A 22,846-nucleotide genomic window follows, 5' to 3' on the forward strand; every position below is an offset into this window, starting at 1 on the left:
ACGACCCAGTCATGACTCTTGCTTGATGCAACCTTTGCCATGGACATGAGAAGGAAAACGTTGTGTGATGAATCTGTGACCGAGGGGGTCCGCGGTGCACTGCGGTTGTACTTGGGCGGTGCTTCCACGAAAGCTACTCCCGCTCCCTGCAAAGGGTGAGCAAGCTGTTGATCTGTAACTCCTCGCGCCAGGCCCGGCCGGGCAGGCGCCCTGTCGGCCGGCAGCAATGAAGACGTGATCGCCGGACGAAGGGAGAAGCTCCGGCCCGCTCATCGGACCTCAACCGGGCGCCAGTCCCGTCGCGGCGGTCCACCGCTCCTGGCACACCAGCCAGGTCTTCCACGGCAGCCCACGCCCCGCCCCGGCCGCCTGATCGCCGAGCGCCTATCACGTGACCCGCTGGTAAGGAGTGCGATACCGGGAGTATGGTCTCTCGTATGGCGACGAAGAAGGTAACCGTGACGATTCCCGAGGATCTCCTGGACGAGATCCGCGCGGACGCGGCAGAGCGGGGCCTGTCGGCGTATGTCGCCGAAGCGCTGCGCTTCAAGCGTGACCGGGACCGGCTCCTGGAACTGGTCGACTGGCTGCAGGAAGAGCACGGCCCCATCACCGAGGACGAGCATGCGGCAGCGCTCGTCGAGCTGGACGAACTCGACGCCGAACACGAGCGGCGTCGAACCGCCGGAAAGCACAACGCCGGAGAGGCTGCGTGAAGAAGCGAGCCGCCGAGCACGGACAGCGACCCCTCCGCGTCTTCGTACTGGACTGTGAAGCCCTGTCCCTTGCGGTACGCGGCGACCGGAAGATGATCGCCTGGCTCGACCTCGCGGCACGCGGGGAGGCCGAAGTGGTGACGTCCCCGATGACACTGGTCGAGGCGTACGACGGCAGAACGACCGAGCAGCGCTGGGACTGGGTACTGTCCCGGCTCCAGGTCGTCGACATCGGGAAGGACGAGGCCCGCCAGGCGCGTCGCCTCCTGGCCGACGCCAAGTTGCACGGCCACAAGTACGCGATCGACGCCGTGCTCGCCGTCATCGCGCGACAGCAGAAGGGACAGGTCACCGTCTTCACATCGGATGTCGACGACCTGGAGAAGCTGGTCCCAGACACGATCATCGTCAAGAAGGTCTGACCCGACCCGCGTCCCTCCAGCGCCCGCACCCACGCTGGTGAGCACCCGCGATGCCATCGCGTACTTCGTCCGGACCACATCGGCAGTCTCCGACGCCAGGCAGCGGACGGCAAATAGAGTGGCCGACTCGACTTCCTGGCACCGGTGGGCCGGTGGATTGCCTTCGGGTCGCAGGGCTGACTCTCCAGCACCATCCTGGCAGTAGCACCCTTGGGAGCCATCTGGGAGCCGCCCTGCTCCCGATACCCCCTCCACGCCACCCGAGACCAACCGGGACCACCGGCCTGACCTGCGCAAACGCAATCCAGGCAGGAAAGATCATTAACCGATCCTCATTCGGGACGAAGAGGCCGTGGGTTCAAATCCCGCCACCCCGACTTCGTGAAGTGCAGGTCAGGGCCGGTTTCCTTGCTGGGGAAACCGGCCCTGCTTGTTGTTGAGTCTCTACGGCTTCGGATCGCGCTTGAAGATGCCGTTCATCACGACCGCTCCCGTCTGGATCAACGGGCGGATCTGCTTGCGATAGACCTCCTCGGTGACGGCCGTACCGGAGTGACCGACCAGGCGCGAGATCTCCTCCAGCGGAACCCCACGGTCCGACAGCAGCGAGACGAAGCTACGCCGCAGCTCCCGCGGCATCCATTCCGCTGCGTTCACACCCTCCGCGTTCTTGAGAGCCGCACGGAAGGCCCGCCGGACGTGCAAGGCGTCCGCCTCCTTCCCCACGGCCGAGCAGAACACGAGCCCGTGCTCCTCCCATGAGTCGCCGACCGCCAGGCGGTCCCACCCTTGCTCCTCCCAGTGCTGCCAGAGCACCTCTACGCACCTGGAGGGGAGCGCGAGCGTGCGGCGCGACTTCCTGGTCTTCGTGTCTCCCCGGAGCGGACCGAGCGCCACACCGCCATGTAGAGCGGGGTCGGCGGGTCGGTCCTGGGGTCACCGCGCAGGAAGACATGGTCCCAGGTGAGCGCCCGCATCTCCTCGGTACGCGCTCCGGTGAGGAGCGCCACCACGATGTAGGCGAGCATCGAGGTGCGGGCGGCAGCTGCCAGTACCCCTTCGGCTTGGGCGAGCGTTGGTGCGGATATCGCGGGCGATGGTGGTGGCGATCCCGCTGTGGTTGGGGCGGTCGGCTCCGCGGCTTTACGCAGCCACCATGGGGCGAGCCTCGAAGATCGGGGCCCACGTTGGGTTATTGCGGGGCGGGCACGGAGCCAGCCCGATTCGTGGCCAGCGTACGGGCCCCGATCTCTCGCCCCATGTCGGATCCCGCCCAAAGCCTCTCCGCACCGACCGCGCGGCAAGGTGCAGCATGTACCATCCGCCTGTGCATGACAGGCAGGTGGGCGTACGGAGTGCAGTCGGCTGGATTGCGGGTTGGACCATAGCAACAGCCGTGTGGTGGCTGGTGGGCCGACTCATGGACCCTCCGTGGAATTTGGCCAGGTGCGCATTTCAAGGCGGAGTGCCCGTCGCGGCAATGGCGCTCGGAAGTTACCTCCGCCGAAAGTGACCTGGGCCGTGTGCCACAGCCGTGCCATGTGAGGCGGTGCCGAGCGGGGAGCCACGGGGAACAGCGGTGACTGGAAGGTGTTGCCGCAGTTCAGCGTCCGCCCAGGTGAGGCGTAGTCCGGGCCTTCAGTCTTCCAAACTGGGGCTCTCGCGCCGCCTCGCGTGTCACCTAGACTGCGTCTCGTGGGGGCTGGCGGCAATACGATGCGGCGACGTCATGGAGTGCCTGGGTGGGACCCCAAGGCCTTCCCGAACGCCAACAAGAGAGCTATCGGCGAAGGGGGACCACTCTTCGGGTGGAAGTCCCCAGGTCCCCGGGATCCTCGTTTGATCCTCGTAGGTGGAGCGCTGTTTCTCATCGCAGGTGCGTGGTTTCTGACCATGACGGCGAAGAACGCAGTAGATCTACGCAACGGCGTGCACACGGTAGGGATCATCCGGACGCACTACCACGGCGCCAACGACGATCGCCTCTGGGTGACCTTCACCGTGGCGAATGACCAGGTCACCCGCCAGCTACCAGCAACCACCGACCGCAAGTTGCTGGACGATGGAGACCGCCTAGCCATCGTCTACAAGGCCAACCATCCCGAGAGAGTCATCGCAGAGCGTGACATCGGGAGCGGGTCGTTGTTGTTCTGGTCAGCGTTCACTGCCGTCGGCCTCGCTCTGGTGATCTACTCAGGCCTGACGCTCCATCATGCAAGGAGATGGCAGCTACGCGAAGCCACAGAGCCCCCCAGTTTTGCGAATTGAGCGAACCACTCCCGCGGTATGCCGTTGCTATGCGGTATGCGCAGGGTGGGGGCCTGACCGCTGAGCGGCGGGCGTTTCGTGAACAGGTCCGGCTTGAGGCCGCGGCGCGGTTCGTCCGTGGTGAGAAGACCGCAGCGATCGCGAAGGAGTTACGGATCAGCGAGCGGTCGGTGGAGCGGTGGCGTCGGGCCTGGCGGGAGAGCGGCATCGAGGATCTGCGGTCGGCCGGCCCAGCAAAGGCACCGAAGCTGTCCGCCCAGCAGTTCACGGTGCTGGAGGACGAGCTGGGCAGGGGGCCGACCGCGCAGCAACGGCCACGGCCACGGCCACGGCGCAGAACGACGGGAACTCCTGCACTTGCTGGTTGGACGTGTACGGCTCTACCTACTACCTGTCGCGCCTGGTGTTGATCACGGCATCGGCGGTCGTTGCCGCTGGGCAGAACCTTTCGGGCGGTGTTGGAACCTGGCTAGTGGCTTGGATCCCAGTCCTATCGGTCCTGGTGGCCTCTTTGACCGCGCTCGACACTTGGCTGAAGCCCCAGCAGAAGTGGAAGGGCTCGCTTGAAACCCGTGATGCGGTCTTGGATCTGCTTCTACGCATGGACGACGGGTTAGGCAATGGGGAGGCCCGTCAAGAGTTTCGCGAGATCAAGGATCAGCATCGGGACCGGAACATCTTCTGATCACCAGGGTTCGCTGCCTGCCCCAGGGACACCGGCCCCTACCTTCACCTGCCTCCTGCCGCGCTGGAGCCAGGCGGGGGCCTCACATGTAGGCCAGCAACGATCTGTGCTGGACGGTGGTGGACAGCAAGGGGCAAGAGCCGCAGTGAGCGGGTGCCTGCATGGAGATCCACCCGCGCGCGGTGCGCGGCATCAACCGCAGACCGTGCCGGGTTCGGGGAGTTCGCCGTGGGTCAGGTAGAGGTCGACGGCGTCGTCGATGCAGGGGCTGCCGCGGTGGTAGGCCGTGTGGCCGTCGCCGTCGTAGGTCAGGAGCCGGCCCGAGTCGAGTTGGCGGGCCAGGGACTGGGCCCAGGGGTACGGGGTGGCGGGGTCTCGGGTGGTGCCGACGACGAGGATGGGGGCCGCGCCGGGGGCGGCGATGGGGCGCGGGCTCTGGGTGGGCGGGACGGGCCAGTGGGTGCACAGGACCAGGAACGTGGCCAGTGAGGCGCCGAACTGGGGCGAGGCGCGCAGGAAGGCGGGCAGTGCGGCCTGGGCCTCGGCGTAGGAGAAGCGGGCGCCGAGGGTGGCGCTGAGGCAGTCGACGGCGAGCAGGGCGTCCGCGGCGTTGCCGGAGCCGTTCTCGTCCGCGCCGGCGACCTGCTGGAGTTCGGTGGTGTCGCCGGCCAGGACCTGGCGCAGCATGGTGCGCAGTTCCTCCCAGGAGGCGTCGCGCAGTGCCGTGATGACCGCGGTGATGAAGTCCTCGCCGGTGACGGTGATGTCCTTGCCCTGGCGCAGCGGGCCGGCGTCCAGCTTCTCCCGCAGGCTGTCGAGGACGCGGCCGGCCTCCGCGACGGAGTGGCCGACCGGGCAGTCGGGGCGGGCGACGCAGTCGGCGGCGAAGGACTCCCAGGCCAGCTGGTAGCCGGCGGTGCTGTCCAGGTTCTCCCGGTAGCCGTCGATCGCGGGGTCCACCACGCCGTCCAGGACCATGCGGCCGACCCGGGAGGGAAAGAGGTCGGCGTAGGTCGCGCCCAGGTAGGTGCCGTAGGAGTAGCCGAGGTAGTGCAGGCGCTCGTCGCCGAGGAGGGCGCGCACGACGTCCATGTCGCGTGCCGCGTCGGGGGTACCGACGTGGGGCAGCAGCTCACCGGCGTGCTTCTCGCAGGCGGTGGCGAGTTCCTGGAACGCCTCGTAGGAGTCGGTGATCCCGGCCGCGTCACCGGAGATCCGCAGGCCGAAGCCCATGGGTGTGGCCGGGGTGTCGGTGCCGCAGTCGACGGGGGTGCTGTACTGCACGCCGCGCGGGTCGACGGCGACCAGGTCGTACGCGGTGCGCATGGCCGGCGAGAAGGTGCCGACGGCGGCGACCAGGTAGTCGACGGCGGACTCGCCGGGGCCGCCGGGGTTGATCTGGAGCGAGCCGACGCGGGCGCCGGCACCGCCGGTGGCGCGCACGCGGGCGGCGGTCAGGGTGATGTCGCCGGCCTCCGGGCGGGCGTAGTCCAGGGGCACCGTCACGGTGGCGCACTGGAAGCCGGGCACGTCCTGGCAGGCCGCCCAGTCGAGGTGCTGCTCGTAGTAGCGCCGCAGCTCCGGGGGTACGCCCGCCGCGGGGTCGGCGGCCCGGCCGGCCTCGGGCGCAGGCCGCGGCGGGACGACGGTGGCGCAGGCCGCGGTCAGCAGCAGCCCGCAGGTGCTCAGCACCGCGACCGCTTCGCGCAGCCTGCGCCGGGGTATCCCGCCGGTGTCTCGGACAGCGATCATCGCCACGCCTTCCTCCTGCGCACGTGTGACGGGGGGACCGCCGCCAGACCCGGCGCCCGGGCCGGCCCGGGGCGGTCCTGGTCCGGTCGTGTCGCGGAGCGCTCGGACGCACCCCCCGCGACTCCGCTGCGTCACCAGCCCATCACACGTCGTGCGGAGCGGCGGCCCGAGTGGGCCGAACGCGTGAACCTCCGGGGCGCCCGGGGAGGGGTTCGCCGGGGGATTCAGCGGGGCGCGTAGGCGATGTGCTCGAAGGGCCAGGAGCGGGCCAGCCAGTCGCCGACGACGCGGTGGAGACCGGCGTCCAGGGCCGCGTGGCGGGCGTTGACCCAGGAGCGGACGTCGATGACGCCGGACGCGTCGCGGGAGCCGTAGACGTACACACAGCCGATGACCTCGCCGCCGGGGACGGACAGGACGGTGTAGGTGAAGCCGGTGCGCCGCTCGAAGTCCTCCGCGTGCCTGCGCAGGTCCTCGAGGTTGGCCTCGAGGCTCATGCCGTCCGGCGGCGGCCAGGAGCGGCCCTCGAAGCCGGGGGTGGCGCGGATGTGGTCGATGCTGGACGTCCAGGCGGCGTGGTCGGCGGCGTTGTGCTGCGGGCCGAGGGGTTCCAGGCGGAAGTGGTCGGTGGCGGGCGGGTCCGGGACGACGAAGTCCGGTGGGACCAGGGGCTGTTCTGTGGCGGTCATGGCGTGAGGGTAGCCGGGGCCGCCCGGGACGTCGCCAGTGTGCCGTCGCCGTGCGAAGGTCCGTCCGGTGATCCTGCTGACCGGGGTGGCCCTCGTCGACCAGGTGCTGCGCGCGGGCCGGTGGGGCGGACGCGGCGGGCAGGTCTCCTCGACCGGTTTCGGGGAGCTGAACGCGGGCTTCTCCCCTGGCGGGCGGGGCGAGTCGGACGAACGCCGGGCGACGCCGCTGCCGCGCGGCGCGTAGGGCGACGGAGCGCCCCCGCGGTCGCGGGTGGACCCGGGGCGGGGGAGGGCGCCGATCGTCGTTCCGGGGCGCGATCGCGCGGGTGACGACGGCCACGGTCCGCTGCGGGGCGCGATCGGGTTTGATGGTGTCATGAGCGACGTCATGGCTGGTATGCCGGATTGGGAGAAGCGCTTCCGGGCGCCACGCGTCGGACTGCCGGAGTGGGCGGAGGACGCCCCCCACCGCAGCCTGTTCGTGTCGAATGCGACGGGTACGTACGAGCTCTACGCGTGGGACCGGACGACCGGAGCGCAGCGGCAGGTCACCGACCGGCCGAACGGCACGTCGGACGGGACGCTGACGCCGGACGGCGCGTGGGTGTGGTGGTTCGCGGACACCGACGGGGACGAGTTCGGGGTCTGGATGCGGCAGCCCTTCGAGGGCGGTCCGGACGAGCCGGCCGCGCCCGGCCTGGAGCCCTCGTACCCCGCGGGGCTGGCGCTGGGCCGGGGCGGGCTGGCGGTAGTCGGCCGCTCCACCGACGAGGAGGGCACGACGATCCACGTCGTGCGTCCCGGGGCGGAGCCGGTGGAGATCTACCGGCACGAGGAGTCGGGCGGGGTCGGCGCGCTGTCGGAGGACGGCACGCTGGTCGTCGTCGAGCACACCGAGCACGGCGACGCGATGCACTCGTCGCTGCGGGTCGTCACCACGGACGGCACGACGGTCGCCGAGCTGGACGACAGCGAGGGCGGCACGAAGGAACTGGGCCTGGAGTGCCTGGGGTTCGCCCCCGTGCCGGGGGACGCCCGGCTGCTGGTGGCGCACCAGCGGCGGGGCCGCTGGGAGCCGATGGTCTGGGACGTCGCGGCGGGCACGGAGACGGCGCTGGCGATCGACCTGCCCGGTGACGTCGCGGCGGAGTGGTACCCCGACGGCACCGCGCTGCTGGTGGTGCACTCCTACCGGGCCCGCAGCGAGATCTACCGCTACGTGCTGGCGGACGGGGAGCTGACCCGGCTGGACACCCCTGCGGGCTCGGTGAGCGGCGCCACGGCCCGCCCCGACGGCACGGTGGAGTTCCTGTGGTCGTCGGCGGCGGCGCCCTCCGAGGTGCGGTCGACGACCGGCGCGGTGGTGCTGGAGGCGCCGGGCGAGCGTGCCCCCGGCTCGCTGCCGGTGGAGGACGTGTGGGTGGACGGGCCCGGCGGGCCGGTGCACGCGCTCGTCCAGCGACCCGCGGGGGGCGAGGGCCCTTACCCGACGGTGTTCGAGATCCACGGCGGGCCCACCTGGCACGATTCGGACGCCTTCGCGGCCGGGCCGGCGGCCTGGCTCGACCACGGCTACGCGGTGGTGCGGGTCAACTACCGCGGTTCCACCGGCTACGGCCGGGAGTGGACGGACGCGCTCAAGCACCGCGTCGGCCTGATCGAGCTGGAGGACATCGAGGCGGTCCGGGCGTGGGCGGTGGAGTCGGGCTTCGCCGACCCGGCCCGGATCGTGCTGTCCGGCGGCTCCTGGGGCGGCTTCCTGACGCTGCTGGGTCTCGGCACCCGTCCCGAACTGTGGACGGTGGGCCTGGCGGCGGTGCCGGTCGCGGACTACGTGACGGCGTACGGCGACGAGATGGAGGCACTGAAGGCGCTGGACCGCACCCTGTTCGGCGGTTCCCCCGAGGAGGTCCCGGACCGCTACGAGGCGTCCTCGCCGATCACGTACGTGGCGCGGGTCAAGGCCCCGGTCTACATCTCGGCGGGTCTCAACGACCCGCGCTGCCCGATCCGGCAGATCGACAACTACGTCGAGCGGCTGGCGGGCCTGGGCAAGGTGCACGAGGTCTACCGCTACGACGCCGGGCACGGCTCGCTCGTCGTCGACGAGCGGATCAAGCAGCTACGGCTGGAGCTGGACTTCGTCCGGCGCCACCTCGGCGGCTGAGGCCGCGGCCGGACCCTCCTCCACGGTGAGACCGAGCTCGGCGTCGCGCCGGGTCTCGGCCTCCCGCCGGAGGAGCCGGAACCACATGAAGACCACGAAGCCCGCGAAGACGAACCACTCACCGGTGTAGCCGAGGTTCTGGAAGGCCTTGAGGTCCAGGCCCGTGCCGCTGGGCGCGGCCGGCGGGACGGCCCGCAGGGGCGCGTGGACGGCCTCGGTCTGGGTGATCCACGCGCCGTACACCTGGTACGGGACGAGGTTGACCAGGGACGCCGCGCTGATGATCCCCAGCTGCCCCTCGGGGAGTCCGCCGCGCCCGATCGCGCCGTCGGTGTCGGCGCTCTCGGGCGCCTGCAGGGCCCCGGTGACGGTGACCTCGCCGGCGGGAGCCGCGGGCACGTCGGCGGCGGACGCGCCGTCCGCGTCCCCGGGCAGCCAGCCGCGGACGACGGGCAGGGCGGCCGCGCCGTCGCCGGTGAGCAGCGGGGTGAGCACGTAGTAGCCGGTGTGTCCGTCGAGCTCACGGCCGGGTACGAGGAACTGGTGCGCGCTGTCGTAGCGGCCGGTGGCCGCCACCGCGCGGCCGACCGTCTCGGTGGTGACCGCGGAGGTCGCCCGCGGGAGCAGGCGCTCCAGCGGCACCGCGTCGCGGGCGGCGACCGCGGGCAGGTCCTGTGCGGCCCGGTGACTGTCGACGCGGGCCTCGAACCGGCTCAGCTGCCAGCTGCCCATGAACGTGCAGAGGACCACGGCGCACACCATGAAGAGGTGCCCGCCCAGCCAGCGGGGGGACAGCAGAAACCGGTACACGCCGTCAACGGTACGGGGCACCCGGGTGTCCCCGGGAACCGCCCCCTGCTACTGGGCGGCGACGGCGCCGGTCTTGTAGACCGTACCGGCGCAGGCGCCGTCGATCGTCGCCTTGACGACGGGCGCTCCGGCCTCGGGGGTGTGGCTCAGGACGACGGCCGTCGGACCACCCTGTCCGGGACTGTTCTCGCCCACCGGGGGCGCGGACGCCTCACCGGACGGGCTGTTGGTGGCGGTCGCGGTGGGCGGTGGCGTGGACGGGGCCGTACAACCGCCTGTGTCGCCGCCGGCGGCCGGGACCCAGGTGAACTCCACCCGGTAGCTCTGCCCGGGCTTGAGGATCAGCGCCGTGCCGAGCGAGTCGGGCAGTGTGGTGCCGTCGTTCGCGGTGTGGTCCACGACGCTGATGCGGGCGCTGTCGGCCGTGCCCTGGGTGGCGAAGGTCACCGAACCACCGTCGTCGACGGTGCACGAGCCCTCGGACACGTTCCCCACCTGGAACCAGCCGCTGACCCGGCCCGAGCCGTCGGCGGCGCCGGCGTAGCCGGAGGCGTCGCCGAGGTCCGCCGTGGTGCACAGCGGGGCGTTGGCCGCGAGCGTGTCGGAGGGGCCCGCGGTGCCCGAGGTCCCGGGGGTGACCTGAGTGAGGGAGCCGCCGGTGTGCTTGGGGTCCTCGTCGGGACGGCCGTCGCCGTCGGACGGGCTCGGCGTTCCGCCGCCGGCGGTGGGGCCGTTCGCGTCGCCGTCGGTGCCACCGGTGTCCTGGGCGCTGGAGGCGTTGGCGGTGCCGGTCTTGGCGGATCCGGAGAGGTTCGCCGCGTGGAGGGCGGCGGGGACCGCGACCAGCGCCAGCAGGCACGCGGCCGCGGTGCCGGCCAGCAACTGCCGCCGGTGGGCACGCCGGGCGGGGACCGCGCGGCGCAGGTGCTCCAGCGCCTCGTGGCCGGGCTGGATGTCGCTCACGGCGTCGCGCATGAGCCGGCGCAGCGCCAGTTCGTCGGGGCTCAGCCGCTCTTCGGGGCTGCCGCCGTTGATGTCGTTGTCGGGTTCCATAGAGCCGGGTGGGTTCGGGTTGGTCATGCCGGGGCCTCCATCGCGACGCGGAGCGCCGCGAGACCACGCGAGCCGTACGCCTTCACCGAGCCTATGGAAACGCCGAGGGTCTCGGCCACTTGGGCTTCGGTCATGTCGGCGAAGTAGCGCAGGACGAGGACCTCGCGCTGCCGGCGCTGCAGCTTGCGCAACGCCGCCTTCAGCTCGTCGCGCTCCAGCGCCTCGTACGCGCCCTCCTCGGCGCTCGCCATGTCGGGCATGGGCTTGGACAGCAGTCGCATGCCCATGATGCGGCGGCGGAGCGCGGAGCGGGAGAGGTTGACGACGGTCTGCCGGAGGTAGGCAAGGGTCTTCTCGGGTTCGCGGACCCGCTTGCGGGCCGAGTGGACGCGGATGAAGGCCTCCTGGACGACGTCCTCGCAGGAGGCGGTGTCGTCCAGCAGGAGCGCGGCGAGGCCGAGCAGCGAGCGGTAGTGGGCCCGGTAGGTCTCGGTCAGGTGGTCGACGGTGGTCCCGACTGACATCGTGCCGTCAGTGTCGCCGCGGTCGCGGTCCGAGGGCGCCTGTGCCACAGGCCAGGGCGCGATCACCGGGATGCCGCCGACCGCGCGCGACGGCCTCCGGACGTGCGGGCGCGCCGGAGCGCTGCTCCGCCCCACGAGGGGTGCTTCGATGCCGAGTGCCTCTGCCACGACTGTTGGACACGCGTCCCCCCGTCAGGGTTGTACGCCGGAGGCACCGTTTTTGACGGTGTAGCACATATGCCCATGCGTACCAACTCTTCCCCAATGCCCCATCTTGCTGGCGCTGTTGCGCCGCGCCCGGCCTGCAGCACAGTAGGGCAGTGCGCTGACACAAAGACGCTCCCTGCGCGCCGCGCGGTTGCGACACACAGGGAGCTGAAATTGTCTGGCGCCTACAGGCTTCCGATCAAGCGGTATAGACCAGGGATTTGGGTCGCCCGACCGGAATCGGGCTGCTCAGCGACCCGTTCCTCCGTAGACGACCGCTTCGTCGGTTTCGCTGTCCAGGCCGAACGCGGAGTGCACGGCGCGCACGGCCTCGTTGACGTCGTCGGCACGGGTGACGACCGAGATGCGGATCTCGGAGGTGGAGATCAGCTCGATGTTCACGCCCGCGTTGGACAGCGCCTCGAAGAACTGCGCCGTGACCCCGGGGTTGGTCTTCATCCCGGCGCCGACGAGCGAGATCTTGGCGATCTGGTCGTCGTAGCGGAGCGTCTCGAAGCCGATGGTGTCCTGGACGCGCTTCAGGGCCTCGATCGCCTTCGGGCCGTCGGCCTTGGGGAGGGTGAAGGAGATGTCGGTCAGGCCGGTGGCCGCGGCCGACACGTTCTGCACCACCATGTCGATGTTGATCTCGGCGTCCGCGATCGCCCTGAAGATCACGGCGGCCTCGCCCGGCTTGTCGGGCACACCGACGACCGTCACCTTGGCCTCGGATGTGTCGTGCGCGACACCGGAGATGATCGCGTGCTCCATGCCCTTCTGGTCCTCTCGCGGCTCATTGCTGACCCAAGTGCCCTGGAGGCCGGAGAACGACGACCGGACGTGGATCGGGATGTTGTAACGGCGGGCGTACTCCACACAGCGGTGGAGCAGCACCTTGGAGCCGGAGCTGGCGAGCTCCAGCATGTCCTCGGACGAGATCCAGTCGATCTTCCGCGCCTTCTTCACCACGCGCGGGTCGGCGGTGAACACGCCGTCGACGTCGGTGTAGATCTCGCACACCTCGGCGTCCAGGGCCGCCGCCAGCGCCACCGCGGTGGTGTCGGAGCCGCCCCGGCCCAGCGTCGTGATGTCCTTGCTGTCCTGGGACACGCCCTGGAAGCCGGCCACGATCGCGATGTTGCCCTGGTCGAGCGCGGTGCGGATGCGACCCGGCGTGACGTCGATGATGCGCGCTTTGTTGTGGACGGAGTCGGTGATGACACCTGCCTGGCTGCCGGTGAACGACTGCGCCTCGTGTCCGAGGTTTTTGATCGCCATCGCCAGCAGGGCCATGGAGATCCGTTCTCCGGCGGTCAGCAGCATGTCGAACTCGCGGCCGGTAGGCATCGGAGATACCTGCTCGGCGAGCTCGATCAACTCGTCCGTCGTGTCACCCATCGCCGAGACCACGACGACCACCTGGTGGCCGCTCTTCTTGGCATCGACGATCCGCTTGGCAACGCGCTTGATGCCCTCGGCATCCGCAACGGAGGAGCCGCCGTACTTCTGCACGACAAGGCCCACGTGCGCTCCTCAAATCCGGGACTGCGTTCGGCTCAGTCTAACGAGCAAGCCGGGACGGACCCTTCAATACCACATGTTGAGATGCCGGGCCCACTCTGCGAGCCGTCTGCCCAGCGACACGCCGGTCTGTGCACACCAGGGTGCGTGCTCCGGGTCACTACGGTTGCCTCGATCACGGCCCGGAGCGCCACCACGCACACGCGCCCGCTCCACGGGTGGGGCGGGCGCGTGTGCGTGGTGGTTCAGCGGCTGGGGCGCAGCCCGAGCGGCTTGGCGATCTCGACGGCCATGACCCGGCCGGCCTCGGCGGCGAGCCGGTCCTCGTCGTCCGCGCCGTGGTCGGTGTCCAGGCCGTCCAGCGCGTCCAGCGGACTGTCCAGCCGTACATGGGCGACGAGCGACTGCAGGGCCCGCAGCGAGGCCGAGGCGGTCGGCCCCCAGTTGGACAGGTAGGAGAACTGCCACCACCACAGCGCCTCGCTGACCCGGCCCTCACGGAAGTGCGCCAGCCCGTGCGCGAGGTCCGTCACCACGTCCGCGAGGTCGTCGGAGATCCGGCAGGCCACCGGCGTGCTGCGCGGCACGTACGGGTCGAAGACCTCGGAGTAGACGTCGATCGGCTCCAGCAGCACCGCGAGCCGCTGGCGCAGCTCGTCGGCGTCGGGCTCCGGGCCGATGTCGGGCTCGTAGCGCTCCTCGGGAACGATGTCCTCGTGCGCCCCGAGGCGGCCGCCGGCCAGCAGCAGCTGGGAGACCTCCAGCAGCAGGTAGGGCACCGCGCTGTCGGGGTCGTCGCCCTTGGCGACCTCCCGCACCGACAGGATGAAGCTCTCGATCTGGTCCGCGATCGAGGAGGCGAAGTCGTCGGGGTCCAGGGCGTTGTCAGACATCAAGCAGCCGCCTTCCTTCAAAGGCCCGGCCGAGCGTGACCTCGTCGGCGTACTCCAAGTCGCCGCCGACCGGCAAGCCGCTCGCGAGACGGGTGACCTTCAGTCCCATCGGTTTGACCATGCGTGCGAGATACGTGGCCGTCGCCTCCCCCTCGAGGTTGGGGTCGGTGGCCAGGATCAGCTCGGTGACGGTGCCGTCCGCGAGCCGCGCCAGCAGCTCCCGTATGCGCAGATCGTCCGGACCGACCCCTTCGATCGGGCTGATCGCGCCGCCGAGTACGTGGTAGCGGCCACGGAACTCGCGGGTGCGCTCGATCGCCACCACGTCCTTGGGCTCCTCGACCACGCAGATGACGGACGGGTCGCGGCGCGGATCACGGCAGACCCGGCACTGGTCGGCCTCGGCGACGTTGCCGCAGACCGCGCAGAACCGGACCTTCGCCTTCACCTCACTGAGGGCGTGCGCGAGCCGTCGGACGTCGGCGGGATCGGCCTGAAGGATGTGGAAGGCGATCCTCTGCGCGCTCTTGGGACCCACGCCGGGCAGCCTGCCCAGCTCGTCGATCAGGTCCTGAACCACGCCCTCGTACACGCTGTGCCCTCTTCGTCGCCTGGAACTAGAAAGGAAGGCCGGGGATGCCCCCGAGCCCCTGGGCGAGCGGGCCGAGCTTGCTCTGCTGCAGCTCCTGCGCGCTCGCGGTCGCGTTGTGCACGGCGGCGACGACCAGATCGGCCAGCGTCTCCGTGTCCTCAGGATCGACCGCCTTGGGGTCGATGACCAGACCCCGCAACTCGCCGGCTCCGGTCACGGTCGCCTTCACCAGGCCACCGCCGGCCGTGCCCTCGATCTCCGTCTCGGCGAGCTCCTGCTGGGCCGCCGCGAGGTCCTGCTGCATCTTCTGTGCCTGCTTGAGCAGCTGCTGCATGTTCGGCTGACCACCACCGGGGATCACGGTCTCGCTCCTGCCTCACGACGTCGGTTGTGCGGGTAGGGCGAGCCTACGTGCTCGGGCGCCCGCTCGCGCTACCCGTACGAGGGAACGAGCGGGACGCGTCGCCCGTTCCGCCCCGGCCGCGCCGTTCCTCCCACGAGGAACGGGGGCGCCGCGGCTACTCGTTGGCGATCTCCTCGATCAGGGTGGCACCCAGCTCGCGCACGATGAGGTCGTGACCGCTGAGCGCCGTCTCGTCCAGATCCGGGTCGTCGTCCTCGGGCATGTCGTACTCGATGGGCGGGGGCTCGTCGGCGACGGGCGGGTACGCGGACGCCGCCGGCGCCGCGTTGACGGCGGCGCGGGCCGCCGCGGCGGCAGGCGGCGGCGGGGGCGGCGCCTGGTTCTGGGACTGCTGGTGCGGTTGTTGCTGGGGCTGCTGGTACGGCTGCGGCTGCTGGGCGGGCGCGGCCGGGGACGCGGGGGCGGGACGAGGGCCGCCGGAACCACCGCCCGGTCCCGCCGGGCCGGGGCCGCCGCCTCCGGGGCCGCCGCCCGGGCTGACGATCGCCTCGATGCGCCACTGGACGCCCAGTGCCTCGGTGATCGCCTGCTTGAGCACCTCCTCGTGGCCGCGGTTGGCGAAGCTGTCGCGGGCGCCGGGGTTGTCGAAGCCGATCTGCAGCGTCGCCCCGTCGAAGCCGACGAGCCGGGCGTTCTGGTCCAGCAGTATCCAGGTCACCTTCCGCAGCCGCTTGACCGCCTCGAGGACGGTGGGCCACATCTGGTGGACGCGCGAGGCGTCACCGATGGGCTGCGCTGCCGCGGCGGGTGCGGCCTGTGCCGGCGCGGCGGGCGGCGCCGCGGGGCCGGGCGCCTGGGCCGGAGCCGATGCCGCGGTGGGCCAGGCGCCGGGGCGCTGCCCGCCGCCGGGGGCGGTGGCGGTCGGCCAGGCGCCGGGGCGCTGCGCGGGCGGCGCCGCGGGGGCGGGCGCAGGCGTGGGCTCGGGGGCGGCCGCCGGTGCGGGGGCGGGTACGGGGGCGGCTTCGGCGGGCCGGGCCGGGCCGCCCATCGCCGCGCGCGCCGCGGCGGGGCCGCCGCCGGGCGCGAGCGGCTCGCCGAACTCCACCACCGGGCCCGCAGGGCCGCCTGCGGGGGCCGCGGAACCACCGGCGGACGCACGGCGTTCCAGCCGGTCCAGGCGGGCCTGCAGCGACCGCTCGTCGTCGTAGGCCGTCGGCAGCAGCACCCGGGCGCAGATCAACTCCAGTTGCAGACGCGGCGAGGTCGCCCCGCGCATCTCCGTGAGCCCGGCGTTGACCAGGTCCGCGGCACGGCTGAGCTCCGCCGCCCCGAACACCCCGGCCTGGGCCCGCATCCGCTCCACCACGTCGGCGGGGGCGTCGAGCAGCCCCTTCTCCACCGCGTCCGGCACCGCCGCGAGGATCACCAGGTCCCGCAGCCGCTCCAGCAGGTCGGCCACGAAGCGCCGCGGGTCGTGCCCGCCCTCGATCACACGGTCCACGAGCTCGAACGCCGCACCGCCGTCCCCGGCGGCGAAGGCGTCCACGACGTCGTCCAGCAGCGCGCCGTCGGTGTAGCCGAGCAGCGAGGTCGCCATGGCGTACGTCACACCGGCCTCGCCGGCTCCGGCGAGCAACTGGTCCATCACGGACATCGAGTCACGCACCGAGCCGGCACCGGCCCGGACCACCAGCGGGTAGACCCCGGCCTCGACCGGGATCGCCTCCCGCTCACAGACCTCGGCCAGGTAGTCGCGCAGCGTGCCGGGCGGCACCAGCCGGAACGGGTAGTGGTGGGTGCGCGACCGGATGGTGCCGATGACTTTCTCGGGCTCCGTGGTCGCGAAGATGAACTTCAGGTGCTCCGGGGGCTCCTCTACCACCTTCAGCAGGGCGTTGAAGCCCGCCGGGGTGACCATGTGCGCCTCGTCGATGATGTAGATCTTGTAGCGGCTGCTCGCCGGCCCGAAGAAGGCCTTCTCCCGCAGGTCACGGGCGTCGTCCACACCGCCGTGCGACGCCGCGTCGATCTCGATCACATCGATCGACCCCGGGCCGTTGCGGGCCAGGTCGCGGCACGACTGGCACTCCCCGCACGGCGTCGGCGTCGGGCCCTTCTCGCAGTTCAGGCAGCGCGCCAGGATGCGGGCACTGGTCGTCTTGCCACAGCCGCGCGGCCCGCTGAACAGGTACGCGTGGTTGACCCGGTTGTTCCGCAGCGCCTGCTGCAGCGGGTCGGTGACGTGCTCCTGCCCGATGACCTCGGCGAAGGTCTCGGGGCGATAGCGGCGGTACAGAGCGAGGGACACGCCTACGACGATATCGGCCCCCACCGACACCCGGGCCCCGCACGTGTGACGGGCACCACACCGGCGGCCTCCCCCGGGCACCCCGGGCCGCGTTCCCGCAGGTGCATGGGCAGCAGAAGACCCCCCACGCACCCGCCAGAGCCCACTTACCCTTGCTGCCTTCCGGCCCTGGGGGGGTTCAGCGAGATAGCGCCACGTGAGGGGCTGCGCTCAGCCTACCTGATCGGATCACCCGAGAACGAGTTCGCGAGCACTCCCTCCGGTCTAGTAATGTTTGCCGCGGAGGATTCGCCTAGAGGCCTAGGGCGCACGCTTGGAAAGCGTGTTGGGGGCAACCCCTCACGAGTTCGAATCTCGTATCCTCCGCCAGTGCCTCACCGGGCACGTTGTCGAAGGGCCCCACCGGTCGCGGTGGGGCCCTTCGACGTTCTCCGTCTCGGTTGGTGTCCGGCGAGCTCCACAGCGCCTCGCCGACCTGGCGAGCCACGTTCTTCAGCACGGGTCCGGTCACGTGCATGTATCGCGTGCGCATCCGGGCCGAGCCGCCCGGTTCCCTACCCGTGATCGCGTCCACGACGACATCGGGGACGCCGAGCAGAAGGAGGACCGTCGCCGCGGTGTGGCGAGCGTCGTGCAGCCGGCCGTCCCGCACCCCCGCGAGTTGAAGCAGCTCCTTCCAGTGGTGGTAGTCCGTGTTCGGCACCAGTGGCGAGCCGTCAGGCTGAGCGAAGACGTACCCGGTGCCCTGCCAAGCGTCGCCGGCGGCGATCCTTTCGCGCTCCTGTTCTTCCAGGTGGCGACGGAGCAGCTTGATCAGCGGATCCGGCAGGCCGATGGTGCGGCGGCCGGACGACGAACTCGGATTCCGCGACGAGCGCACCACCACACTGGCCGCCCTACTCAGCCCAGGCGCCCACTTCGTGTACACGTACGACTTCGGGGACTCCTGGGAGCACCTCATCACCGTGGAGCAGTTCCAGACAGCCTCAGCCGGGCTCCGCTATCCGCACTGCGTGGACGGCGCCGGGGCGTGCCCGCCCGAGGACTGCGGCGGCGCCCCCGGCTACAGCGACCTCAAAGTGATCCTTGCCGACCCGGCGCATGAGGAACACCACGCCATGCTGGTATGGCTCGGGCTTCGGTCCGCCACGGTATTCGCCCCTGACCGTTTCACGCCGGACGATGCCAACGCGCGGCTGCTGAGCCTCACAGCACCATGAAAGACGAGCCGTCCGGCCACGCCATCGTTCACGGCCCTGGGTGCTACCGACTGCTCCACCGGCCCCGCCACACTCGGACAAGGACGTACGGACCGACCTCCCGTCCCCCGCGTTCGGGTCTTGGGCGTCGACTACACGGCGACGAGGCGCACTCTGTCGCCGCAGAGCTTCGTCATGTCGTCGATGTCCGAGGTGAGCATGACGACCGGGCGGCGCTGACGCAGCGCCGTCTCGGCCACGGCGGCGTCGATGGCGTATTTGTGACCATGCAGCCCAGCGTTGATCAGCATGGCTGAGGCGGCCTTGGCCTCCTCTTCGCCGATGTGCACGATCCGCACGCCGGACAGGACCCAGGCGAGCCGCGCCTTGTCGGTCCGGCGACGCACCGCTTCGATGATGGTGAGAGCGCTGATGACCACCTCCATGCCCCGCTTGCGGGCTTCGGCGACGAGGGCGACGACGGGCTCGTGATCACTGACGAACTTCGACAGGCCCTCGCAGTCGAGAACGAGGGTGCCTTCGTGACTCAGCCTGCGGCGGGCCACTGCCCCTCCTCGGCGAACACCTCGTCGAGGACCCGGCGTGCCCGCTCCTGCTCGTGCTCGGAGATCGGCCCCTGTCGGCGTTCGTAGTCGGCCAGGTACTCATCCAAGATCTGACCGCGCAGCTCGCGCTCCACCGCTTCGGTGATGAACGCGGAGAACTTACGCTTGCCCACCCGTCGGCGGATCGCCTCCGCCGTCCCCTCGGGCAGGGAAAGGCTGACCCTGGTGGCCGGCCCTTCGCCGACGCTGTAAGGAATCTCGCTCACGGGACAGAGATTATCAAACAAGTAGGAATTCGGTCTTGGTGCAGCGCCCACCGAACGACGTGAGCCGCCCACCCGTCGCCTCCTGGTCTCAGTTCTGGTCTCATTCACCCACGTTCAGTTGCGTCCGGGCGTCACTGAACGATCCGCTCCACCGCAGGCCAGAGCGCCCCCGGCCCTCACTGGACACCCGGACGAACATTTGGAAAGCGTGTTGGGGGCAACCCTTCACGAGTTCGAATCTCGTATCCTCCGCAGCCGCCTGAACAGGCGAAACGAGAAGCCGAGCCGAATCTGCGGCTCGGCTTCTCGTCGTGATCCGGTTGCATTCCTGGTTGCGCTTATATGCATCCGATTCGGACGTTCCGGGTGACTGGGTGGCCCCGCCCCCCGCCTCGCGGATGCCGGCGCCCACCAACGGGGGAGCCTGTCCCGTACGGCATCTGCGGATCACAGGGGTGCGACATCCTTGGAACCCCGCGGCGTCTGCCCGTTGTCATAATCCTGATCTCGCGAGGTGCCCCGGCATGAAGTCCCGATCGACGCTGGCGACTTGGCTGGGCGGCCTCGACGGCTGTCGCCTGGCACGCGTGCTCGAGACACGGAAGGACGCGGCGGCCGCTCCGGAGCTGCGCTCAGTGGGGGAACTGGCCGACCGTCTTCAGCGCCCGGGGTCGGTGGCGCTTGCCCTGCCGCGGCTCGCGCTCCCACACCTCCAGGTCGCCGAAGCGCTGGCGGCACTGCGCGTGCCCGCGTCGCGCGATGCCCTGGCGGAGCTGCTGGGAGTTGCGGACGACGACACCACCCGTGAACTGGCGGCCGTGCTGGAGGCTCTGGCCGATCAGGCTCTGGTCTGGCCGGACGGCGCGGCTCCGCATGACCGGACCGCTGCGGCAGGCCTGGGACGCGCCGCTGGGTCTGGATGCCCCGCTGGAAGAACTGCTCGCCGACGCGACCTCCTCTTGCGGCACTGGGCGCCAAGCCGCCCGGCAGCAAGTCGCAGCGACTGACGGCGCTACTGGAACACCACAGCGACCCGGAGCGGATCCTCTCCGTGGTCGCCAAGGCCCCTGCGGCGGCCCGGAAGCTGCTCGAAGGCCGAGCGGGGGCCGGGCCAGCGGGGCCCGCGCGCTTCATCATGTTCGGGAGTCCGGGCTCCGATCCCGAACCGGGCGCTCGATGGGCACGCGAACGGGGGTTCCTGGTCCAGGACCGTCACCGCTACGGCCCGGCCCGTATGCCCGCCGAGGTGGCGCTCGCGCTGCGCGGGCCCGGCTGGCACGCCCCGTTCCAGCCCGTCCCGCCTTCCGTCGGATGGGCGACCGTCACCCCCGGGAGACCAGCGGCACGGCGTCGGTGTGGCGGTTCAGCGCCGCCAGTGTCCGCCGGGCGCTGGACGCCGGCCGCACTCCAGAGGACATCGCAGCCGATCTGGCCGCCGTCGCCGCCGGGCCGCCTGGTGCCACCTTCGGGACGCCGAGCGCGTTTTCACACTCTCCCGCATCCACAGCGTCATGAGCGCTGCACCTGAATGAGGAAGAAATGGTATCGACAGCGATAGTATCTTTGCCGATACCATTGCTCACGGGAGGGAGGCTTGAATGCGACGTTTCATCGGTCGGGACCGCGAGCTGAACGTGCTCGGCAGCGCCCTGCGGTCGGTCCACGATGCCGTCGGCGCGGCCAAGCCGGGACAGTGCATCCTCATGCGCGGGCGGAGGCGAGTCGGCAAGTCCAGCCTCGTCGAAGAATTCCTCCGGCGCACCGAGGTGCCGTACCTGTTCTTCACCGCGGCGGGCGGCTCGGCGGAGGATGAGCTGACGGAGTTGCTCGACACCGTCGCGAGATCCACCCTGCCGGAGCGGGCACTGTTCTCGGAGGAGACTCCAGAGCAGTGGAATGCGGCGTTCAGGCTGCTCGCGGAGATCCTTCCCGACGACGGCCCGAGCGTGGTCGTCATCGACGAGGTTCCGTACCTCATGGACCGCATCGATGCCTTCGAGGGCATGCTCCAGCGGGCGTGGGACCGTCTGCTGAGCCGTAAACCCGTACTTCTCCTCCTGATCGGGTCCGACCTGTCGATGATGGAGGCGCTGAACAGCTACGACCGGCCCTTCCACCAGCGGGGCCGGGAAATGGTCGTGGGGCCGCTGAACCCGGCCGACATCGGCGAGATGCTCGGCCTTGAGCCGGCGGCCGCCTTCGACGCCGCCCTGATCACAGGCGGACTTCCGCTGATCTGCGCGGAGTGGCGGCCCGGAGCCGACATCTGGGAGTTCCTCCGCGACTCGCTCGACAACCCGATCTCCGCGCTGCTCGTCTCCGCCGAGCGGTCACTGGCCGCGGAGTTCCCACCGCAGGCGATGAGCCGGGAGGTCCTACGGGCCATCGGAAGCGGCGAGAGAACCTTCACCAACATCGCTCGCGCGGCGGGCGGCATCGCCCACACCACGCTCACCCGAGCCTCTGACGTCCTGACCGAAAAACGGGTGGTGGCAGCCGAGCTGCCCCTCTCGCTGAGACCGTCGAAGGAACGCCGCTACCGCGTGGCCGACCCCTACCTCCGGTTCTGGCTCGCGTTCCTGGATCCACACATGGCGGAGATCGAGCGCATGCGGGGAGATCTCACACTGAGCCGGATCAAGGAACAGTGGACAAGCTGGCGGGGGCGTGCGATCGAGCCCCTCGTCCGGGAATCCCTCGCCCGCCTCCTGCCGGACGGGCTCCTGCCCGCCACCCCGGCGATCGGCGGCTACTGGACCCGCAGCAACGACGTCGAAATCGACCTGGTCGGCGCCGACCGGCAGCCGGTGGCCAAGGAACTGCTCTTCCTCGGTTCGGTCAAGTGGCTGGAGAACTCCGCGTTCGACAGTCACGACCTGGCCGCGCTCCAGAAGCACCGGGCCGCAATCACCGACGAGCCGGTACCGCTCGTGGCGGTCTCGCGCAACGGGACCACCTGTTCCGGGCTCCAGGCGGCGTACGGACCCGGAGAACTGCTCGGCGCCTGGCGCAGGGCGTAAGCAGGGGATGGACTCCTGTGGTTGCAGTTCTGGTTGCAATCACCCCCGTCCAGGCCCGTCCGGACAGGGCCGCCACGAACGCTCCGCTGCAGGTCAGGACGGGTACGACCCCCGCCGGACCCTCGTACGAACATTGGGAAAGCGTGTTGGGGGCAACCCCTCACGAGTTCGAATCTCGTATCCTCCGCCAGTGCCTCACCGGGCACGTTGCCGAAGGGCCCCACCGGTCACGGTGGGGCCCTTCGACGTTCTCCGTCTCGGTTGGTGTCCGGCGAGCTCCACAGCGCGTCGCCAACCTGGCGAGCCACGTTCTTCAGCACGGGTCCGGTCACGTGCATGTATCGCGTGCGCATCCGGGCCCAGCCCCCAGGTTCCCTACCCGTGATCGCGTCCACGACGACATCAGGAACGCCGAGCAGAAGGAGGACCGTCGCCGCGGTGTGGCGAGCGTCGTGCAGCCGACCGTCCCGTACTCCCGCGACAGGGGACAAGCCTGCACGAGTTGCCGGCAAGCGTACGGCCCCCTGTCCATGCTCGACCCCAGCCCAAGCAGGCCACCGGCCAAAGCTCGCGCCAACGCCCGCGCGCTTCAGCTACCGCCGGCCTGCCCGTCCGTTCACCACCACTGGAGGATCCCTGCGCACACCGCCACATTCCTGCTGCGGAGCGCGCTGGGCCCAGGTGGCGGGCTGGTGGTCATAGGGGAGCTGACCCGCCAGGCTTCTGGACCGGGCTGGAGGAAGCCGCGACTCTTCTCCGCAGTGGCGGCTGCGTTGCTCGCCGCGCTTCTGACCATCTAGACAAGCAGCAAGACCCAGACCGAC

The 22,846-nt window shown here is 70.5% G+C and carries 21 protein-coding genes, 1 tRNA gene, 1 other RNA gene and 5 pseudogenes; 11 read left to right on the plus strand and 17 right to left on the minus strand.

The window, feature by feature from the left end; translation table 11 throughout:
* Window positions 1-265: 265 nt before the first annotated feature.
* The 3 genes and pseudogenes from AC3EUJ_RS00405 to AC3EUJ_RS00415 form a co-directional block, all read left to right on the plus strand.
* Window positions 266-373: pseudogene (locus tag AC3EUJ_RS00405) on the plus strand (phosphorothioated DNA-binding restriction endonuclease); the annotation flags it as partial.
* 64 nt (window positions 374-437) lie between these two features.
* On the plus strand, window positions 438-716 hold the full coding sequence (locus AC3EUJ_RS00410) for a ribbon-helix-helix domain-containing protein (protein ID WP_039657654.1): 279 nt from the start codon (window positions 438-440) through the stop codon (window positions 714-716).
* Window positions 713-1,138 carry a PIN domain-containing protein gene (locus AC3EUJ_RS00415; protein ID WP_431958822.1) on the plus strand — a complete coding sequence of 142 codons (426 nt, stop codon included), beginning with the start codon at window positions 713-715 and terminating at the stop codon, window positions 1,136-1,138. Before AC3EUJ_RS00410 ends, AC3EUJ_RS00415 begins: the two co-directional genes overlap by 4 nt.
* Window positions 1,139-1,582: 444 nt before the next feature.
* On the opposite strand, the pseudogene AC3EUJ_RS00420 reads toward AC3EUJ_RS00415, so the two are convergent.
* Window positions 1,583-2,214: pseudogene (locus tag AC3EUJ_RS00420) on the minus strand (tyrosine-type recombinase/integrase); the annotation flags it as partial.
* Between the two features lie 817 nt (window positions 2,215-3,031).
* Here AC3EUJ_RS00420 and AC3EUJ_RS00425 point away from each other — a divergent pair.
* The 3 genes and pseudogenes from AC3EUJ_RS00425 (at window position 3,032) to AC3EUJ_RS00435 (ending at window position 4,091) form a co-directional block, all read left to right on the plus strand.
* Entirely contained in the window at window positions 3,032-3,406 is a 375-nt protein-coding gene (locus tag AC3EUJ_RS00425) for a hypothetical protein (protein ID WP_431958823.1), read from the plus strand.
* A gap of 29 nt (window positions 3,407-3,435) precedes the next feature.
* A pseudogene (locus tag AC3EUJ_RS00430) lies at window positions 3,436-3,711 on the plus strand (helix-turn-helix domain-containing protein); the annotation flags it as partial.
* A gap of 65 nt (window positions 3,712-3,776) precedes the next feature.
* Window positions 3,777-4,091, plus strand: coding sequence for a hypothetical protein (locus AC3EUJ_RS00435; RefSeq protein WP_431959216.1), 315 nt, complete (start codon window positions 3,777-3,779; stop codon window positions 4,089-4,091).
* A 192-nt stretch (window positions 4,092-4,283) separates the two neighbouring features.
* On the opposite strand, the gene AC3EUJ_RS00440 is transcribed toward AC3EUJ_RS00435, so the two are convergent.
* Together AC3EUJ_RS00440 and AC3EUJ_RS00445 are read right to left on the minus strand one after the other, a co-directional pair.
* A complete protein-coding gene (locus AC3EUJ_RS00440) occupies window positions 4,284-5,843 on the minus strand; it encodes an alpha/beta hydrolase (RefSeq protein WP_431958824.1) in 1,560 nt (519 codons plus the stop codon).
* Between the two features lie 224 nt (window positions 5,844-6,067).
* Entirely contained in the window at window positions 6,068-6,532 is a 465-nt protein-coding gene (locus AC3EUJ_RS00445; RefSeq protein ID WP_431958825.1) for a GNAT family N-acetyltransferase, read from the minus strand.
* 67 nt (window positions 6,533-6,599) lie between these two features.
* On the opposite strand from AC3EUJ_RS00445, the gene AC3EUJ_RS00450 reads away from it, so the two are divergent.
* Both AC3EUJ_RS00450 and AC3EUJ_RS00455 read left to right on the plus strand, forming a co-directional pair.
* The gene (locus AC3EUJ_RS00450; protein WP_431958826.1) at window positions 6,600-6,776 is read left to right on the plus strand and encodes a hypothetical protein; all 177 of its coding nucleotides are present in this window, start codon (window positions 6,600-6,602) and stop codon (window positions 6,774-6,776) included.
* 132 nt (window positions 6,777-6,908) lie between these two features.
* The gene (locus tag AC3EUJ_RS00455) at window positions 6,909-8,699 is read left to right on the plus strand and encodes a S9 family peptidase (protein ID WP_431958827.1); all 1,791 of its coding nucleotides are present in this window, start codon (window positions 6,909-6,911) and stop codon (window positions 8,697-8,699) included.
* Here AC3EUJ_RS00455 and AC3EUJ_RS00460 read toward each other — a convergent pair.
* The 9 genes from AC3EUJ_RS00460 to ffs form a co-directional block, all read right to left on the minus strand.
* Window positions 8,655-9,509 carry an SURF1 family protein gene (locus tag AC3EUJ_RS00460; protein WP_431958828.1) on the minus strand — a complete coding sequence of 285 codons (855 nt, stop codon included), beginning with the start codon at window positions 9,507-9,509 and terminating at the stop codon, window positions 8,655-8,657. The genes AC3EUJ_RS00455 and AC3EUJ_RS00460 overlap by 45 nt on opposite strands.
* Window positions 9,510-9,557: 48 nt before the next feature.
* Window positions 9,558-10,589: a hypothetical protein gene (locus tag AC3EUJ_RS00465; protein ID WP_431958829.1), complete on the minus strand. Its 1,032-nt coding sequence runs from the start codon at window positions 10,587-10,589 to the stop codon at window positions 9,558-9,560.
* Entirely contained in the window at window positions 10,586-11,152 is a 567-nt protein-coding gene (locus tag AC3EUJ_RS00470) for a SigE family RNA polymerase sigma factor (protein ID WP_431959217.1), read from the minus strand. Before AC3EUJ_RS00470 ends, AC3EUJ_RS00465 begins: the two co-directional genes overlap by 4 nt.
* Window positions 11,153-11,542: 390 nt before the next feature.
* A complete protein-coding gene (locus AC3EUJ_RS00475) occupies window positions 11,543-12,817 on the minus strand; it encodes an aspartate kinase (protein ID WP_431958830.1) in 1,275 nt (424 codons plus the stop codon).
* A gap of 242 nt (window positions 12,818-13,059) precedes the next feature.
* Window positions 13,060-13,707, minus strand: a complete 648-nt coding sequence (locus tag AC3EUJ_RS00480) for a DUF5063 domain-containing protein (protein WP_431958831.1) — start codon at window positions 13,705-13,707, stop codon at window positions 13,060-13,062.
* A complete protein-coding gene (gene recR, locus AC3EUJ_RS00485; RefSeq protein ID WP_431958832.1) occupies window positions 13,700-14,299 on the minus strand; it encodes a recombination mediator RecR in 600 nt (199 codons plus the stop codon). The genes AC3EUJ_RS00480 and recR overlap by 8 nt, the downstream gene beginning before the upstream one ends.
* Before the next feature lie 25 nt (window positions 14,300-14,324).
* Window positions 14,325-14,660: a YbaB/EbfC family nucleoid-associated protein gene (locus AC3EUJ_RS00490; RefSeq protein ID WP_431958833.1), complete on the minus strand. Its 336-nt coding sequence runs from the start codon at window positions 14,658-14,660 to the stop codon at window positions 14,325-14,327.
* 157 nt (window positions 14,661-14,817) lie between these two features.
* Window positions 14,818-16,971, minus strand: coding sequence for a DNA polymerase III subunit gamma and tau (locus tag AC3EUJ_RS00495; RefSeq protein WP_431958834.1), 2,154 nt, complete (start codon window positions 16,969-16,971; stop codon window positions 14,818-14,820).
* Between the two features lie 112 nt (window positions 16,972-17,083).
* Window positions 17,084-17,180: signal recognition particle sRNA small type (ffs, locus tag AC3EUJ_RS00500), an RNA gene on the minus strand.
* A 72-nt stretch (window positions 17,181-17,252) separates the two neighbouring features.
* Between ffs and AC3EUJ_RS00505 the strand changes: the two genes are divergently transcribed.
* Window positions 17,253-17,340, plus strand: a tRNA-Ser gene (locus AC3EUJ_RS00505).
* Between the two features lie 73 nt (window positions 17,341-17,413).
* Here the strand turns inward: AC3EUJ_RS00505 and AC3EUJ_RS00510 are convergent.
* Window positions 17,414-17,827 (minus strand): annotated as a pseudogene (locus AC3EUJ_RS00510) (tyrosine-type recombinase/integrase); the annotation flags it as partial.
* Here AC3EUJ_RS00510 and AC3EUJ_RS00515 point away from each other — a divergent pair.
* The gene (locus AC3EUJ_RS00515) at window positions 17,805-18,191 is read left to right on the plus strand and encodes a plasmid pRiA4b ORF-3 family protein (RefSeq protein WP_488180937.1); all 387 of its coding nucleotides are present in this window, start codon (window positions 17,805-17,807) and stop codon (window positions 18,189-18,191) included. The pseudogene AC3EUJ_RS00510 and the gene AC3EUJ_RS00515 sit on opposite strands and share 23 nt — an antisense overlap.
* A gap of 131 nt (window positions 18,192-18,322) precedes the next feature.
* Here AC3EUJ_RS00515 and AC3EUJ_RS00520 read toward each other — a convergent pair whose 3' ends face one another.
* From AC3EUJ_RS00520 to AC3EUJ_RS00530, 3 genes are all read right to left on the minus strand, one after another.
* Complete coding sequence (locus AC3EUJ_RS00520) at window positions 18,323-18,736, minus strand: DNA-binding protein (RefSeq protein WP_431958836.1); 414 nt, start codon at window positions 18,734-18,736, stop codon at window positions 18,323-18,325.
* Window positions 18,718-19,002 (minus strand): hypothetical protein, encoded by a 285-nt coding sequence (locus AC3EUJ_RS00525; RefSeq protein WP_431958837.1) that lies wholly within the window; start codon window positions 19,000-19,002, stop codon window positions 18,718-18,720. Before AC3EUJ_RS00525 ends, AC3EUJ_RS00520 begins: the two co-directional genes overlap by 19 nt.
* 632 nt (window positions 19,003-19,634) lie before the next feature.
* A complete protein-coding gene (locus AC3EUJ_RS00530) occupies window positions 19,635-19,877 on the minus strand; it encodes a hypothetical protein (protein WP_431958838.1) in 243 nt (80 codons plus the stop codon).
* 723 nt (window positions 19,878-20,600) lie between these two features.
* Between AC3EUJ_RS00530 and AC3EUJ_RS00535 the strand changes: the two genes are divergently transcribed.
* Window positions 20,601-22,022, plus strand: coding sequence for an ATP-binding protein (locus AC3EUJ_RS00535; RefSeq protein ID WP_431958839.1), 1,422 nt, complete (start codon window positions 20,601-20,603; stop codon window positions 22,020-22,022).
* Window positions 22,023-22,249: 227 nt separating this feature from the next.
* On the opposite strand, the pseudogene AC3EUJ_RS00540 reads toward AC3EUJ_RS00535, so the two are convergent.
* Window positions 22,250-22,501: pseudogene (locus AC3EUJ_RS00540) on the minus strand (site-specific integrase); the annotation flags it as partial.
* Window positions 22,502-22,846 lie beyond the last annotated feature (345 nt).

This window comes from Actinacidiphila sp. bgisy160, assembly GCF_057707815.1.